Source organism: Sphingopyxis sp. H073, from assembly GCF_001468395.1.
GTDB lineage: Bacteria > Pseudomonadota > Alphaproteobacteria > Sphingomonadales > Sphingomonadaceae > Sphingopyxis.
Genome location: NZ_LNSG01000015.1, coordinates 49,367 through 64,999, shown reverse-complemented (window position 1 = coordinate 64,999; position 15,633 = coordinate 49,367). Strand labels below are relative to the sequence as shown.

The following is a 15,633-nucleotide window of genomic DNA, read 5'->3' as shown; positions in this document are numbered from 1 at the left end:
ACATCCCAGGGAAGAAAGCGCTTGCTCATCCCCCGACTGAATCAAAACTCATCGCCGCAGTCCAGCCCAAATATGCTAAATCGTGGACGGGCTCCTAGGGACTCTTCAACCCAGCGCCAGCCCTCCGAAACATCCAATGACGCGCCGTTCCGCGCGGCTTTACGGGTCTCAATGACGATCAGTCTCGCTGGACGGTCATCAAAAGGGTTCTCATCCTCAGACTTCACCCATCGCTGAAATTGGCTTTCCCAGTCCACACAGCCCCTCTTTCGAGCACCTTATTCCATCGGACCTCAATGTCCGCAACCGGTCGAAAGCCGCCATAGGTGCCCGTCGCCGCAACCCTCACGGTATCGCGTAGGTCACATTCGCCTGACCGACAGGCTTGTCGGCGTCGTCGGTCCAGATCCTGACGTCCATCACCGCCAGCCGCTTGCCGAGGCGGAGCATGTGCGCATCGGCGAAAAGCGGTCCCGGGCGGCAGGGCCGCAGAAACTGGTAGTTGAGCGCGCTCGTCACCGCCATCGCGACGGGCCCGATGTGCGCGAGGACGAGCGCATAGGCCGCCATGTCGGCGAACCCCATCTGTGTCGGGCCGGAAATCAGCCCGCCCGGGCGGAGCGCCTGTTCGTTCGGGTCGATCCGTCCGCGGAGATGGCCGGGCTCGGCCAAGACGACATGGCCGCGTGAGCCGGGCTTCGAATGCGGGAAGGCATCCGCCAGGAAGGCGTTGAGCGCGTCAGCGTCCATGCGGATTGCGCCAGAAGATACGGGCGCCAAGACCGGTGCCGCCTCCCCCGCCATGCCGGTCAGCGCGTCAGCTTCTTGTAGGTCGTCGCGTGCGGACGCGTCGCCTCGTCGCCGAGGCGGCGGATCTTGTCCTCCTCATACGCTTCGAAGTTGCCTTCGAACCATTCGACATGGCTGTTGCCCTCGAACGCCAGGATGTGCGTCGCGAGGCGATCGAGGAAGAAGCGGTCGTGGCTGATCACCACCGCGCAGCCCGCGAAATTCTCCAGCGCCTCCTCGAGCGCCGCGAGCGTTTCGGTGTCGAGGTCGTTGGTCGGTTCGTCGAGCAGGAGGACGTTGCCCCCCTCCTTGAGCATCTTGGCGAGATGGACGCGATTGCGTTCGCCGCCCGACAGCTGGCCGACCTTTTTCTGCTGGTCGACGCCCTTGAAGTTGAACGCCCCGACATAGGCACGCGTCTGCATCTCGTGCTTGCCGATGTTCATCAGTTCGTGGCCGCCCGAAATTTCCTCCCAGACATTCTTGTTCGGGTCGAGCGCGTCGCGGCTCTGGTCGACATAGCCTAGACGCACGGTGTCGCCGATTGTGACGCTGCCGCTGTCGGGGGTTTCCTGCCCGGTGATCAGCTTGAACAGGGTCGACTTGCCCGCGCCGTTGGGCCCGATGACGCCGACGATGCCGCCCGGCGGCAAGGTGAAGGACAGATCCTCGAACAGCAGCTTGTCGCCATAGGCCTTCGAGATGCCGGCGACCTCGATCACCTTGCCGCCAAGGCGTTCGGGAATCTGGATGACGATCTGCGCCTTGCCGGGAGTACGCTTTTCCTGCGCTTCGACGAGCTGGTCGAAGCTCTTGATACGCGCCTTCGACTTGGCTTGGCGCGCCTTCGGGGATTGCCGGATCCATTCGAGCTCGTCGCGGATCGCCTTCTGGCGGCCCTGGTCCTCGCGCGCTTCCTGTTCGAGGCGCTTGCCCTTCTTGTCGAGGTAGGTCGAATAATTGCCTTCGTAGACAAAGTAACGGCCGCGATCGAGTTCGAGGATCCAGTTCACCACATTGTCGAGGAAATAACGGTCGTGGGTGACGAGGATGACGTTGCCCGGATAGTCGACGAGGTGCTTTTCGAGCCAGGCGACGCTTTCGGCGTCCAAATGGTTCGTCGGTTCGTCGAGCAGCAGGATCGACGGCTTCTCGAGCAGCAGGCGGGTCAGCGCGATCCGGCGCTTCTCACCGCCCGAGAGGTTCTCGACGCTCCAGTCGCCCGGCGGGCAGCGAAGCGCTTCCATCGCGATTTCGAGCTGGTTGTCGAGCGTCCAGCCGTCGACCGCGTCGATCTTTTCCTGCAGCGTGCCCATCTCTTCCATAAGCGCGTCAAAATCGGCGTCGGCGGGCGGATCGGCCATCAGCGCGCTGATCTCGTTGAAGCGGTCCATCATGTCGGCGACGGGGCGGACGCCGTCCATGACATTTTCCTTGACCGTCTTCGTCGGGTCGAGCTGCGGCTCCTGCGCCAGATAGCCGACGGTAATCCCCTCGCCCGGCCATGCTTCGCCGGTGAAATCCTTGTCGATGCCGGCCATGATCTTCATCAGCGTCGATTTACCCGTGCCGTTCGGGCCGACGATACCGATCTTGGCATCGGGATAGAATTGCAGGCTCAGGTTGTTGAGCGTCGGCTTCTGCGCGCCGGGATAGGTCTTGGTCAGACCCTTCATCACGAAACTATATTGGGCGGCCATGGATATGCTCCGGTAGAGGCTGGGCCGCGGTCGTGCGGCCGGGAGAGTTGGGCGCCGGTTAGCGAATGGGCGCGCGGTTGGCAATCGACGCTTGCGCGCGCGAAGCCGCCCGCCGGCGGCGGGGCCAACGTCGGCGCACTGCTCGCGGCAGGCGTTCCTGCGGTCGACCTGGCCCGGGATGGCACGCGTTGTTTCGACATCCACCAAGCGCCCGACGACACGCCCGATATGGTCGATTCCGCTGAATTGTGGCAGAACGTCGTGGTCTGGGCCGCGACTCCGGCGATTCTCGCCACCAGCGAGGACAGCGAGTTGCCATGATTGTTTCGGTCAAATGACAGAATTCCGCCCGCCCCGACCATCTCAATTATTTTTGTTGACGATTCACGCGGAACGGCTAAATCCCGCCGCTCGCGGGACGGGAAAGTTTCCCCAGCGCGGAAAGGCATTTTAGGGAGCCCACACATCATGAAGAAGTTTGCTGCTATCGCCGTTGCTGCCAGCATGTTCGCCCTCGCCGCTTGCGGTGAAAAGGCTGCTGAAGAAGCCACCACCGAAGCTCCGGCTGCTGAAGCTGTTGCTGAAGAAGGCGCTGACGCTGCTGCTGCTGGCGCCGACGCTGCCGCTGCTGGTGCTGACGCTGCCGCTGCTGGCGCCGACGCTGCTGCTGCTCCGGCTGCTGACGCCGCTGCTGCTCCGGCCGCTGACGCCAAGGCTGCTCCGGCTGCTGACGCCGCTGCTGCTCCGGCTGAAGAAAAGAAGTAAGTCACAGCCCCTCGGGGCAATGACCGAAACGAAAAGAGGCGGTCTTCCTTCGGGAAGGCCGCCTTTTTCTTTGCCCGTCACCTGCGGGTGGACTTCGCACGCGCGCCTGTCTAAGGCCGCGAGGCCGGTCGGGGAGTAGCGCAGCCCGGTAGCGCGCCTGCTTTGGGAGCAGGATGTCGCAGGTTCGAATCCTGTCTCCCCGACCAATCCCCCTATCCCGTCGACGTCGCGATCAGACGCGCGTAGAAATCGATCATCCGCTTGAAGCTGTCGATCGCCATATGCTCGTTGGTCCCATGGATCATCGCCGATTCCTTCAGCGAGAAATGCATCGGCATGAAGCGATAGACGTCCTCCGACACCGGCTCCATGCTCCGGCTGTCGGTCCCCGCAACGACCAGCGTCGGCGTGAGCACCGCATCGGGCGCGTCGGCGCGGGCGGCCGCAGCGATCCATTTCCAGCCCTGCGAGCTCGTCGACGACACGCGCGAGGGTTCGCGCGGCGGCTTGACCCAGGCGAGGTCGACCTTGATGTCGCCCACCGCTTCCTTCGCGCGCGCCATCACATCGGCCGAGCTGTTCCACGGCGCGATGCGATAGTTGATCAGCGCGTTCGCCGATTGCGGCAGGACATTCTCCTTGGGACTGCCTTCCAGCATCGTCGGCGCGATTGTCGTGTGAAAGGCCGCGGCGGTCGTGGGTGCAGCGCCGAGCCGGTTCTTGAGGCTGCGCCCGAACAGCCACTGGTTCGCGACCGCCATCTTTGTCGCGCCGCCCTTTTTCGCGGCGAGCGCCTCGATCATCGACGCCCCGGGGCCGCGGAATTCGAGCGGGAACGGTTTGCCCGCGATCGCCAGCACCGCTTTCGCGAGCGTCGTCACGCCGGTTTCGGCGGGCGGCATCGAACTGTGCCCGCCGGGCGCGGGGGCAGTGACCTTCAGCGTGCCATAGCCCTTCTCCGCGATGCCGATCATGATCGCGGGCCCGTCGATGACAGGCGTGTCGGTCAGGACAATGCTCCCCTCGTCGAGGGTATAGATCGCCTTCACACCCTCGGCCTTCAGCTTCGCGGCGGCGGCCAGCGCGCCAGAGCCGCCCGCCTCCTCGTCATGGCCGGATACCAGATAGATGCCGCGCTTCGGCTTGAACCCGCTTTTCGCCAGCGCGTCGAGCGCTTCGAACAGACCGACAAGCGAGCCCTTGTCGTCGACCGTGCCGCGACCCCACACCGCCCCGTCGGCGATCGTCCCCGCGAAGGGCGGATATTTCCAGTCGCCTTCGGTGCCGGGCGTCACCGGCACGACATCCTGGTGCGCCATCAGGATCACCGGCGCGAGCGAAGCATCGCTGCCCGGCCAATGATAGATGAGCGTCCGGTTCGGCAGGATCGTGCGCTGCATCGCGCCGTGCCCGGCGGGATAGGTGGACGCGAGCCACGCATGAAGCCGGTCCCATTCGGCGACTTCGTTGGCGGTCGGATCCTGGTTCGATATAGTGCGAATCTGTGCGGCTTCGCTCAAATGGCGAACCGCCGCGTCCAGATCATAGGCGGGCGCCGCCGCAAGCTTCACGTCGCGGCCGTCGGCGACATTCGCCGGCGCGAAGGTCGACGTGCGCACGCCGACAACGGCGGCCCCCACGACAAGGATCGATAGGCCGCCGATCAAGGCAATCCGAAGCTTTCCCATTCCCCTCTCCTTTTCGGCGGGCAATGGACAGCGATCGGTTTCGATTTGCAAGGGGAATGGTGGGCCCGGCAGGACTCGAACCCGCAACCTAGCCGTTATGAGCGGCCAGCTCTAACCATTGAGCTACAGGCCCCCGTTCCGGGGATGTGCGGGCGATAGCGGAGCGCAGCGGGCGTTGGCAAGCCGGTTGCGCTCATGCCGGCCTCTTCGCGGTCGCTAGCATCAGCAGGCCCGCCGTATCGGTTGGAACGACGCCGCGGCGCGCCAGATGGTCGAGCACCGCGTCCCACCAGCGATAGAAACGGTCGAGATCGGCCGCCGTCCGCACATAAGGGGTATTACCGGGACGCAGCGACGGCGAGTGGAACGAGAAGTTGAGGACGGGAACCCCCTGATCGAGTGCGATGTCGATCGCCCGGCACGCGCGATCGGCGGGAATGCCTTCGGGCGTCAGTGCGATGCGCTCGACAAGCCCGAGACGGGCCAGCACCGATCCGGCATAGCGGCCGTTCCGCGCGATCGGGTGATAAAGTCCCTCGCCCTTCGGTCCCATGAGCCCGCCAAAAACTGTCGTCACCGGAACCTCGAGCACTGGCCCGTGACGCGTCGCCACCCACCAGGGTCGAAGCGGGGCGCCGCGATAATCGGGCCCATGCCCTTTGCGATAATCGAAACCCGGCCTTACCGACGTGTCGCAGACGAAGCCGAGTTCGGCGAGCATCTCGGCGGTATCGCGGCCGAGGCCGTAACGCCCGGCGCGATAGACTTGCGGTGCGGCGCCGAAGCGGGTGCGAATGGCGTCGCGCAGCGCCGCCATCTTCGCCCGCTGGAGCGAAGGAGGAAGATTGCCGGTATAGCTGTTGCGCTCGCTCACCTCTTCTTCATGCGGCGGCGTGACCCAGGGATGAAGCTGGGCCCCGACGTCGCAGCGGCCGGCAGCGCGCGCCGGCGCAAGGATCTCGACGGCGCGATCGTCCTGCACGACGGGCCAGTCGACAAGATAGATCGGAACGACCGCGGAGCGCTCGAAATAGCCTTGGCATTCGGCAAGCGACGGGACCGAATCGAGCCGGTAGCCGCTCCGCGCGAAGGGCGCCGACCAGTCGAAATCCTCTTCGGTGTCGATCGTGACCCAGAAACGCGGGCGTCCGTCATGGCCGAGACCAATCTGCTCGGCCGTCTCCGGATATGTCTGAAAGCTGCCCGCGGGCTGCACTTTCGTTCCCCTTTGCCCCCGGGGGCTATTCGCCCTGCTGAACACCGAGTTCGGTATCGACTCTCGGGTTGGCCGAGGGCAAATGCAAGGTCAAGGCGTTATGTCCGATGTCGAGCCGACCGCCGACGCTGCGGGCGAGACTGTCAACAAGCCGCAGCGAGAAGCCGAGGCTCAGGATCGCAGCCCCCGGCGCCTCCCCTTCGGGGCTGAAGCCCGGATCCAGCAGTTCGGCCGCCGTGGCGAAGCGGATCGCCAGCGGACGAACGATGCGCAATTGCAGCATGTCGTCCGCGCCCGGCTCGGTCACCAGCTGACCGACGAGGATGGTTCCGGGCTCCGAAATGTCGACGAGCGCGGTCAGCATCCGCCCGATCATCCGCCGCGAATTGGCGTCGCCGCCCTGCGCGAGAAAGGGGCCGCCGACGCGCGAGATACTGAGGTCGACGCGCTGGTCGGCAAGAAGCGCCGCGAGATCCTCCTCGACGCGCGTCATCACCAGGCCCAGGTCGGCAACCTCCTCCGGCGCCAGCGGAGCGGGCCTGGGGTCGATCGCGCGCGCGGCGGTGTCCAGATCCTCGATAATCGCCTGGATCGACGTCGCGTCGGTGACAATCGCCTCCGCCATCTTGCGATAGGAGTTGCTGACCGGACCGAACATCTGACCGGATATGATCTGCGAAAAGCCGGAGATCGCGTTGAGCGGGCTGCGCAGTTCGTGGATCAGCTGACGGATCGAGTCGCCTGAATTCTGGCTGGCTGCCGGACGGCCGTAGGGCATCTCGTTGCGCTGCGGGCGCCGCGCGCTGCCGCGATACCCGCGAAACTGCCCCGTCGCCGGGTCGAACCAAGGCATCGCCGAGAAGCGCCACTCGCCCGCCTCCGACGCCGCGCCTTCAAGGATCATGCGCGCGTTCACGATTTCGGCGCGCTGGCGGAACGCTCCCGCTGCCGCGCCGTCGGCGCCGGGCTCGCCCCCGAACGCGGCATCGGCGATCGACAAGCCGATTGCGGCGCCGCGCGTAATGCCGTCGACCCAGCGAATCAGACCGTCGGGCCCGGTCTCGAACAGGAATCCGGTGCGTGCCGGACGCGGCGGCGGCTGCGTGCGGGTCGACTGGAACTTGTCGATGCGGCGGACGAGCTCGCTGATCTGGCTGGGAGCCCCCTCGATGGCCGGAACCGGCTCGGCGGCGGCCGCCTCGGGCTCCCGCACGGCGACGGCAACGGCCGTGGGCTGCGGCAGCGCGACCGATCCGGCCCCCAGACTCTCAAGCGCGCGACGAACCGTCTGGGGAAGATCCTTGCGCCCTGCAAGGACCGAGCGAGCAGTCGCAGCGGTCGCAGGAAGCACCGCGAGCCAGTCTCCCTCCGACAGGCGCGCGCGGCTCAGCATCGTCGCCGAAACCGCCGGCACGTCATTGGCATAAAAGGCAACCAGCGGCGCAAAACGGCCATGATGCGCGATCGCCTCGGCGCAATCGCGGCGAATCTTTTCGGGGACTTGCGGCCGCAGCAGAGCAAGGGCATGGAAAGCGCGGCGCACATCTTCGCCGGCTAGCTGATTGCCGCGCTGGGCAAGGATATCGCTGAGCTGACGCCACGCAGCGATGCTCGCACGGCCGTCTTTCGGGGCTTGGCGCAAGATGGTCGCGATCATCGAGTCAGCAGTCACGCGGGCCGGCCCCACACCCAGTTTGTTGGTTAGCGTATGTTTACCGGCTAGCGTGAATCCGCTGGTCATGAAAGTGCCATCGTCGACCACGTCACATTGTGGGACAATTGCAATCGGCTGAAATAATATTATGGTCGCTGCACTTTTGGAAAGCGGATGTTTCAAATATGGCCAGTCAGAAATTTGATCAGATCGACCTCCAGATCCTCGGGGAGCTGCAGAAAAACGGGCGGATGACCAATGTCGAACTGGCGCAAATGGTGGGACTCACAGCGCCGCCGTGCCTGCGCCGCGTCCGCGCGCTGGAAGAATCGGGTGTCATCCGCTCTTATCATGCCGATCTCGACGCCGCGAAGCTCGGCTATGGCATCACCGTCTTCGCGATGGTCAGCCTGCGCAGCCAGGCAGAATCCGACCTCAAGGCATTCGAGGACTATGTCGGAAAGCTTCCCGAAGTTCGCGAATGCTACATGCTGAACGGCGAAATAGATTTTCTGCTCAAGGTCGTCGCGCGCGACCTGCAGAGCTTCCAGTCCTTCCTGACCGCGCACCTGACGTCGGCGCCCAACGTGACGAGCGTAAAGACCTCGCTGACGATTCGCACCGCGAAACAGCTCGCCGGAATCCCCGTCGAAACCTGAGGGCGGCCGACACGCCAAAAAAAGGGCGCCACCCCCGATGGAATGGCGCCCTTTTTGTACCGTATCGCCGGTTGATCAGGTGGCGGGGGCTGCCGCCACGGCGGCCGGAGCCGTTTTGGTCTGGACATAGACCGTCCACAGCTTGGCGAGCCGCGCACGATTGCCCTGCACCTTCGCCAGGGTGGCGAGGGCAGCGTCATTCTGCCCCGAAAGCGCCTGCGCCACGCCCAGACGATATTGCGCGATGGGATCGCTTGCGGCGATCGCCTCATAAAGCGGGATGGCCTTGGCGATTTCACCGATGCCGACCAAGGCATCCGCGGTTGCGCGCGCCGCCTTGGGGTTCGTCACCGGCTTGCTGGCGTCCGCGAGGAGCCCGGGACGGTCGGCCTTGGCCCGGTCGGTCTGTGAGCTCAGGATCTGCGAAAAGCGCTCATCCCGGTCGGTGAAAACCTTGTTCGCGATGCCCTGTTGAACCAGCGACACCACCTCGCCCGGATAGCCGGCTTCGGTCGCCATTGCCGCATATTCCAGATATTCGCCGCGATCGGTCATCGCGCCCGACGCTCGCATCAGGCGAAGGATGTCGAGGTTGAGTTCCTTGTCGGGACCCGCCTGCTGGAGCAGGATGTACAATGTGTTGCGCCAGACCGCGGGCTGCGGATAGTCACGGACGCGGAGCGTCAGAATGTCGAGCAGTTCGTCGGTGCGCTTCGCGGCTTGGAGCGACTTCGCCGGACGCACATACAATTCTTCCGATGGCACCCGGCCCGCCGCGCGCTCGGCATCGATCGTCGCCTTGGCGAGCGCGATCCCCTGATCGACGCGTCCCGAGTTCAGATAGCTGTCCATCAGCAGCAGCGGCAGCGCGGAATCGGTCGATCCCGCCGCCTTCGCCGCCTCGAACCGCGTCGCGGCCTTGACATAGTCCTTCTTCACATAGGCGAAACGGCCCGAATAGAAATTATAGTTGCCAAGGTCGGCCGCCGGAACGAGGCCCGAATCGAGCGCGGCCTCCAGGCCCTGACTCTGGGTCGCCTCATCCTTGGTCAGGATGCCGAGCTGCAGCGTGTAGAAACCCATCAGATATTTGTCATCGTTCGAGGTCGCCGTCGCCTGCCCCTCGGCCAGCGCCGCCTGCAAAGCGGCGGCATCCTTGGCCTTGGTCGCGTCGCCCATCTTCTTCACAGCGGGCATGAATGCCTTGCTCGGCGAAACCTTCGGCCCCTGCGCGGCCTCTTCCTTCTTCGGCTTTTCCTTCGCCACGGCGGGGGTGGCCGTCGCCATCAGCGCGCAGCCCAAAACGGCGGCCACAGCGGTCGCGGTCGTCGGGCGGAAACGGGTGAACATCGATATCTCTCCTCTGAAACGGCCGCCTTGCCAGAAGCATGCGGGGGTCAGCCGCGGTTCACAACGCGGCTAGACCCGTAGCGTTGCCAAGGCAAGACGGCCGGGATCGATATTTCCAATGGCAGGGGGCGGCTGAACGGGGATTGAACCCGCGACAGCGCTCAGGCGAAGCTGTCGATCGCCGCGTTGATGTCGCGCAGGATCGCTGGATCGCCGGGCACGCCCTCGATCGCCGCTTCGGCGAGCTGGATCAGCGGAATCACCCCGAAGGTCGCGGCCAGGCTTTTCATCCGCTCGGCGGCGACGCGCCAGTTGGCGTCGCACCGCGCGCGCCGCATCAGATCCGCCAGTTCGCGCGTGTTCGCGGCAAAGCTCTCCCGCAGCTCTCGGGCTACCGCGGGATCGTCTCCGACCGCCGCATGAAGATACCGATCCAGGGGCCCACTATCGAACGACATTCCACAACCATGCCGGATTGTGGTTAAGTTTCCGTTCCATGAACGCGATTTGATGCTAATATGGCCGGATGACGGGGGAAAAGAAGATCGTCGGACTGTGGCGGGATTCCGCCGCAAATCCGGATGCCGAAGCGCAGAACGAGGCGGCCGCCGCGGCGGCCGAGACCGCGCCTGCAGTCGAAACCGCCCTTCCCGAGGAGCGCGACTGGCTCGATATGTCAGCCATCACCCATGCCGCCCAGGACTATGACGAAACCGATGCGGCAGGCTCGTCGTGGAAGGACCGGATCGTTCCCGCGCTGCTGATTATGGTGGCCATCGGCTGGGTCGCCTTCGCGGCTGCGGCCGGAACCGACCGCTTCACCCGCGCGCCCGCCTTCGCCGCATGGCCGGTGCTGCTCGCGACAATCGCGATGCCGCTCACCCTGATCGCCGTGCTCTGGATGGCCCTCTTGCGATCGAGCCGGTCCGAACAGGCGCGTTTCGCGCGGGTTGCCGACGCGCTCCGCGACGAGAATATGGCGCTCAATGCCTCGATGCGGGCCCTCGCGGAAAATCTTGCCGATGCGCAGCGCCAGCTCGGCGAACAGGCACGCACGGTGCAGCAGCTCGGCGTCGATACCGTTCTGCGCCTCAACGAAAGCAGCGACAAGCTCGCGACGAACGCGTCGGTCATCGCCAACGCGCACGACCAGCTCGCGCGCTCGGGCGATGTGGCGATGCAGCGGATGGACGGCCTGCTCGCCGGCCTGCCGCGGATCGACGACGTCGCACAGCGGCTTGCGGTCAATTTCCGCGAGGCGGGCCTTGTTGCGCACCAGCAGGGCGCGAACCTCGAGGCCAAGCTCGCCGCGCTTGCCGAGGAAGCCGGCAAAACCGCGCAGATCGGCGAAGCCTCGGCTACCAGCCTGAGCGAAGCCATCGGCGTGTTGCGGCAACAGGCCAGCGACGCCGAGATGAGCCTGATCGCGGTCGCGTCGCAGGTGACCGACGCGCATGGCGTCGCGCTGGCGCAGATGACGCAGGCCTCGGCAACCGCGCGCGACGACCTCAAGGCGACGATCGCTGCGGTGACGGGGCAGATGGACGGCAGCTGGCGCCATTTCCGCGATAGTGTCGCTTCTGCCGCCGAGTTGCTCGACGCGCGCCTTGCCGCCGCACGCGAAGCCGGCGACACGCTCGGAGCCCAACTCGCCGCACATGGCGAAACGAGCGACGCGCTCGCCCGGCAGATCAGCTCGCATGTGGCGACGGTCGGCGAACAACTCGCGGCGCTCGACACCAGCGTTACGTCCAGCACCGGCGTCATCGGCCGCGCGATCGACGACACCAAGGGCCAGCTCGCCGCCTTCATGGCCGAAGCGGAAAAGAGCAACGGATCGGCGCACCAACTGATCACGCAGGCGGAGTCGCTGCTGCTTGCGCTCGACGCGGTAACGCGCGAGCTCGACGAGACGCTGCCGCACGCGATCGACCGCCTGAATTCGCACGGCAAGGCGACGCAGACCGCGCTGTCGCAAATGAAGCCGATGCTCGAAGCCTCCGAGCTCGTCGCGCAATCGACGCTGTCGCACGTGAACGCCGTCAAATCGACGCTGCAGTCGAACGAAGAGCAGATGGCGGCGCACGCCGACAGCCAGCAGGCGCTCGCCGATCGCATCAAGGCGTCGCTCGCCGACGCCGACACCGCGCTCGCCCGACTGCGCAGCGGCGCTGACGAATTTGCCGAACAGGGCGGCGCACGAATGATCGCGACGCTCGGCGAAGTCCGCGCGACCGCCGACAGCGCGGCCGAGGAAGCGCGCCAGACGCTCGAAAAGCTCGTCTCGGGTGCCCGCGACGCAATGAAGGCGACGGCAAGCGAAGCGATCGACGCCTCGTTCAAGACCGAAATCATGACGCAGCTCACCGCGATCGAGGAAGCCTCACGCCGCGCGGTCGAAGCCGCCAACGCTGCGACCGACCGGCTGATGCGCCAGCTGATCACGATCATGGACACGAGCGCCAGCGTCGAGGCGCGCGCGATCGAGGCCGAACAGGCGATCGCTGCCTCCGACCGCGATTCGATGGCGAAGCAGGTCGGCGTGCTGACCGAAGCGCTCAAATCGACCGCGATCGACATGACCAAGATACTGTCGAGCGAGGTCAGCGACATGGCGTGGGACGCTTATCTCAAGGGCGACCGCGGCGTCTTCGCGCGGCGCGCGGTCAAGCTGATCGAAAATGGCGAGGCGAAGGAAATCCTGCGCCTCTACCAGAATGACGACGGCTTCCACGCCGCGGTGAACCAGTTCATTCACGATTTCGAGGCGATGCTGCGCCTGCTGATGGGCGCGCGCGACGGGTCGGCGATCAGCGTCACCCTGCTCTCGTCGGATATCGGCAAGCTCTATGTGGCGCTGGCGCAGGCGATCGACCGCCTGCGGGGCTGATTGCGCTGAAGCAGCCGGGTTGGCCCGGCAGCCTTCGACCGGTTGGGAACATTCGTTCCTCCCTGTGGCGCAGCCATGGGGAGGTGGCAGCGCGAAGCGCTGACGGAGGGGCAATGCCGCCACCGTCGCGGCCCCTCCACCACCGCCTTCGGCGGCGGTCCCCCTCCCCATCGCTGCGCGACAGGGAGGATTATACGTCCGCTCCCCACTCCAAAGCCGCCAAATCAGGTTACCGCTCAGGCCCGCCCGCTCAGCACATCGGGGTCGGCCCAGCCGTTCACATAAGCGATGTAATAAAGCACGAAGCCGATCGTCGCGACGATCGTCATCTGCAGCAGGATGCGTCCCGGACGCACGGTGGCCGGCGCGCCCCGATCCTGCCCCCGCACCAGCGGCGTCGCATCATCCTCGGCACGGCGGCCATGGAAGGGCAGCACGAAAAAGGCGCTGAAAGCCCAGAAAAGCGTGTAGATTGCCAGGATAGACGTCCATTTCATGACTCAGACATCCACGATCAGCACGTCGGTGATCGGCTTCTTGCCGGTCCAGTCGGTCGCGACCCGCCGCACGCCGAGGCGGATCGCCTCTTTCAGCGCCTCGCGGTCGCGCGCCGGCCCCTTCGCCGCCTGCTCGGCCGCTTCGTTCATTTCCTCAAGGAAGCTTTCGCGGTCATCCTCGACCGGCACGCCGCGATACTGGATCGCGCTACCCTCGAACTTGCCGTCCGACAGCACGACGGCGACCGAAATCTGGCCGTAAAGGGCGAGCTTGCGCCGTTCGTTGATCGTCTCGCCATCGGCGGGCAAGATCACGTCGCCGTCGAGGATCAGGCGGCCCGAACGCACGCGTTCGACGATCCGCGCCGGCCCCGGCGCGAGGCGGACAAGGTCGCCATTCTCCTGCACCAGCATGTCGGGCACGCCCCGTTCGAGCGCAAAGCGCGCCTGTTCGTGCATATGGCGGATCTCACCATGCACCGGCACCAGGAGCTTCGGCCGCAACCAGCCATAGAGCGCGGCGAGTTCGGGCTGCCCCGGATGGCCGCTGACATGGATATGCGCCTGCTTCTCGGTGACGGTCAGCACGTCCTTCGCGGCAAGCTGGTTCATGATCCGTCCGATCGCAACCTCGTTGCCGGGGATCTGCTTCGACGAAAAGACGACCGTGTCGCCCGCCTCCAGCTTGATCTGGTGGATGTCGGCCGCCATGCGCGCCAGCGCGGCGCGCGGCTCGCCCTGCCCGCCGGTCGCGATCACCATCACCTTGTTGCGCGGCAGGCGCATCGCCTCGTCGAAATCGACCGTCGGCGGGAAATCCTTGAGGTAACCGACCGTCCGCGCGACACCGAGAATGCGGTCGAGCGAGCGTCCTGCGACGCACAAAGTCCGCCCCGTCGCCTTGGCAACCGCGCCAAGGGTCGCGAGCCGCGCCGCGTTCGACGCGAAGGTCGTGACGACCACCCTGCCCTTTGCCGCGCCGACCGCGGCCATCAGCCCGTCGCGCACGCTGCCCTCGCTGCCCGATGCCTGTGCATTGAAGGCATTGGTCGAATCGCAGACGAGCACGTCGACCCCCTCGTCGCCGATCGCGGTCAGCGCCGCCGCACTTGCCGGCGTTCCGAGGATCGGGTCGTCGTCGAGCTTCCAGTCGCCGGTGTGGAAGACGCGCCCATAGGGCGTGTCGATCACCGCCGCGCTCATCTCGAGGATCGAATGCGCCAGCGGCACCAGCCGGATACCGAAGGGGCCGATGCGAAAGCTTTCGTCGATATCGACGACCCTGATCTCGACCTCTTTCTCCAGCCCCTCTTCGGCGAGCTTGTTCGCGATCAGCCCGGCGGTGAAGCGATTGGCATAGAGTGGCACGCCGAGGTCGGCGGCAAGATAGGGGATGGCGCCGATATGGTCCTCATGCCCGTGCGTCAGCACGATGCCAAGCAGGTCGTCCTTGCGGTCCTCGATGAATTCGAGGTCGGGCATCACGATCTCGATCCCCGGATAATCCTGGCTGCCGAAGGTCACGCCGAGGTCGAGCATGATCCATTTGCCGTCGCAGCCATAGAGATTGGCGTTCATGCCGATCTCGCCCGATCCGCCCAATGCGAGGAAAAGCAGCTCCTTGCCCGGAGTCGTCATAATGTCGGCTTTCGTTGATGATAGAGATGCATCAGCCCGTTCAGCGTCAGATCGGGTTCGATGCGGTCGAACAGGTGCGCCTGTTCCTGGAACAGCGTTGCAAGGCCGCCCGTGGCGATCACCGTCAGCGGCTTGCCGATCTCAACCTTCATCCGCGCGATCAGCCCCTCCATCATCGAGACATAGCCCCAATAGACGCCGATCAGCATCTGGCTTTCGGTCGTGCGGCCGATGACGCTGGCGGTCGCCGGCGCCTCGATCGCGATGCGCGGCAGCTTGGCGGCCGCGGCAACGAGCGCTTCGAGCGACAGGTTGACGCCGGGCGCGATGATCCCGCCGAGATAGGCGCCCTCAGGGCCGATATGGTCGAGCGTCGTCGCGGTGCCGAAACTGATGACGAGCTTGTCCTTGCCCGGCTCGACCGCCTGCGCGGAAATCGCGTTGACCGCGCGATCGGCGCCCACCGATTGCGGCTCGTCGACCCTGAGCGCGATGCCCCAGCTCACCGGATCGCGCCCCGCGACGAGCGCGTCGACGCCGAAATATTTGACCGCGAGCAGTTGCAGGTTGTGGAGCGCCCGGGGCACCACGGTCGAGATGATCACGGCGCCAACCTCGGCGCGGTCATGCCCCTCGATCCGCATAAGCTGGTCGAGCCAGACCATATACTCGTCGGCCGTGCGCCGGTCGTCGGTCGCGATGCGCCAGCGCGCGAGCAGTTCGGTTCCCCGGAACAGGGCGAATTTGGCGTTGGTGTTGCCGACATCGATCGCGAGCAGAATTTGCA

Annotated in this window: 14 protein-coding genes and 2 tRNA genes; 5 read left to right on the top strand and 11 right to left on the bottom strand. The window is 65.5% G+C overall.

Annotated features, from left to right (window positions below; translation table 11 throughout):
* Positions 1-345: 345 nt before the first annotated feature.
* Both ATE64_RS19790 and ettA read right to left on the bottom strand, forming a co-directional pair.
* Positions 346-750 carry a PaaI family thioesterase gene (locus ATE64_RS19790; protein ID WP_231729176.1) on the bottom strand — a complete coding sequence of 135 codons (405 nt, stop codon included), beginning with the start codon at positions 748-750 and terminating at the stop codon, positions 346-348.
* Between the two features lie 59 nt (positions 751-809).
* Complete coding sequence (gene ettA, locus ATE64_RS19785; protein ID WP_058456740.1) at positions 810-2,489, bottom strand: energy-dependent translational throttle protein EttA; 1,680 nt, start codon at positions 2,487-2,489, stop codon at positions 810-812.
* Between ettA and ATE64_RS21830 the strand changes: the two genes are divergently transcribed.
* The 3 genes from ATE64_RS21830 to ATE64_RS19775 all read left to right on the top strand — a co-directional run bounded on the left by ATE64_RS21830 (position 2,478) and on the right by ATE64_RS19775 (position 3,460).
* The gene (locus ATE64_RS21830; protein ID WP_058800357.1) at positions 2,478-2,810 is read left to right on the top strand and encodes a hypothetical protein; all 333 of its coding nucleotides are present in this window, start codon (positions 2,478-2,480) and stop codon (positions 2,808-2,810) included. The two genes, ettA and ATE64_RS21830, sit on opposite strands and share 12 nt — an antisense overlap.
* 205 nt (positions 2,811-3,015) lie before the next feature.
* A complete protein-coding gene (locus ATE64_RS21825; protein WP_156416629.1) occupies positions 3,016-3,393 on the top strand; it encodes a hypothetical protein in 378 nt (125 codons plus the stop codon).
* Positions 3,384-3,460: transfer RNA gene (locus ATE64_RS19775), tRNA-Pro, on the top strand. The genes ATE64_RS21825 and ATE64_RS19775 overlap by 10 nt, the downstream gene beginning before the upstream one ends.
* A gap of 6 nt (positions 3,461-3,466) precedes the next feature.
* Here ATE64_RS19775 and ATE64_RS19770 read toward each other — a convergent pair.
* The 4 genes from ATE64_RS19770 to ATE64_RS19755 form a co-directional block, all read right to left on the bottom strand.
* The gene (locus tag ATE64_RS19770; RefSeq protein ID WP_058456739.1) at positions 3,467-4,942 is read right to left on the bottom strand and encodes a M20 family peptidase; all 1,476 of its coding nucleotides are present in this window, start codon (positions 4,940-4,942) and stop codon (positions 3,467-3,469) included.
* Positions 4,943-4,999: 57 nt separating this feature from the next.
* Positions 5,000-5,075, bottom strand: a tRNA-Ile gene (locus ATE64_RS19765).
* A 60-nt stretch (positions 5,076-5,135) separates the two neighbouring features.
* A complete protein-coding gene (locus ATE64_RS19760) occupies positions 5,136-6,158 on the bottom strand; it encodes a polysaccharide deacetylase family protein (protein ID WP_058456738.1) in 1,023 nt (340 codons plus the stop codon).
* Positions 6,159-6,183: 25 nt separating this feature from the next.
* Positions 6,184-7,830, bottom strand: a complete 1,647-nt coding sequence (locus ATE64_RS19755; protein ID WP_231729175.1) for a histidine kinase dimerization/phospho-acceptor domain-containing protein — start codon at positions 7,828-7,830, stop codon at positions 6,184-6,186.
* 167 nt (positions 7,831-7,997) lie between these two features.
* Here ATE64_RS19755 and ATE64_RS19750 point away from each other — a divergent pair, with 167 nt between their 5' ends.
* The gene (locus ATE64_RS19750; protein WP_058456737.1) at positions 7,998-8,471 is read left to right on the top strand and encodes an Lrp/AsnC family transcriptional regulator; all 474 of its coding nucleotides are present in this window, start codon (positions 7,998-8,000) and stop codon (positions 8,469-8,471) included.
* 75 nt (positions 8,472-8,546) lie between these two features.
* On the opposite strand, the gene ATE64_RS19745 is transcribed toward ATE64_RS19750, so the two are convergent.
* Together ATE64_RS19745 and ATE64_RS19740 are read right to left on the bottom strand one after the other, a co-directional pair.
* Positions 8,547-9,821, bottom strand: coding sequence for a hypothetical protein (locus ATE64_RS19745; RefSeq protein WP_058456736.1), 1,275 nt, complete (start codon positions 9,819-9,821; stop codon positions 8,547-8,549).
* A gap of 161 nt (positions 9,822-9,982) precedes the next feature.
* The gene (locus ATE64_RS19740; RefSeq protein ID WP_058456735.1) at positions 9,983-10,279 is read right to left on the bottom strand and encodes a hypothetical protein; all 297 of its coding nucleotides are present in this window, start codon (positions 10,277-10,279) and stop codon (positions 9,983-9,985) included.
* A 68-nt stretch (positions 10,280-10,347) separates the two neighbouring features.
* Between ATE64_RS19740 and ATE64_RS19735 the strand changes: the two genes are divergently transcribed.
* Positions 10,348-12,711 (top strand): hypothetical protein, encoded by a 2,364-nt coding sequence (locus tag ATE64_RS19735; RefSeq protein ID WP_058456734.1) that lies wholly within the window; start codon positions 10,348-10,350, stop codon positions 12,709-12,711.
* A 236-nt stretch (positions 12,712-12,947) separates the two neighbouring features.
* Here the strand turns inward: ATE64_RS19735 and ATE64_RS19730 are convergent, their stop codons facing one another.
* Genes ATE64_RS19730 through ATE64_RS19720 form a run of 3 tightly spaced genes read right to left on the bottom strand, consistent with a single transcriptional unit; the run spans position 12,948 to position 15,628 of the window.
* Positions 12,948-13,208: a DUF1467 family protein gene (locus ATE64_RS19730; RefSeq protein ID WP_058456733.1), complete on the bottom strand. Its 261-nt coding sequence runs from the start codon at positions 13,206-13,208 to the stop codon at positions 12,948-12,950.
* Between the two features lie 3 nt (positions 13,209-13,211).
* On the bottom strand, positions 13,212-14,846 hold the full coding sequence (locus ATE64_RS19725) for a ribonuclease J (RefSeq protein WP_058456732.1): 1,635 nt from the start codon (positions 14,844-14,846) through the stop codon (positions 13,212-13,214).
* Positions 14,843-15,628, bottom strand: a complete 786-nt coding sequence (locus tag ATE64_RS19720) for a type III pantothenate kinase (protein WP_058456754.1) — start codon at positions 15,626-15,628, stop codon at positions 14,843-14,845. The genes ATE64_RS19725 and ATE64_RS19720 overlap by 4 nt, the downstream gene beginning before the upstream one ends.
* Positions 15,629-15,633 lie beyond the last annotated feature (5 nt).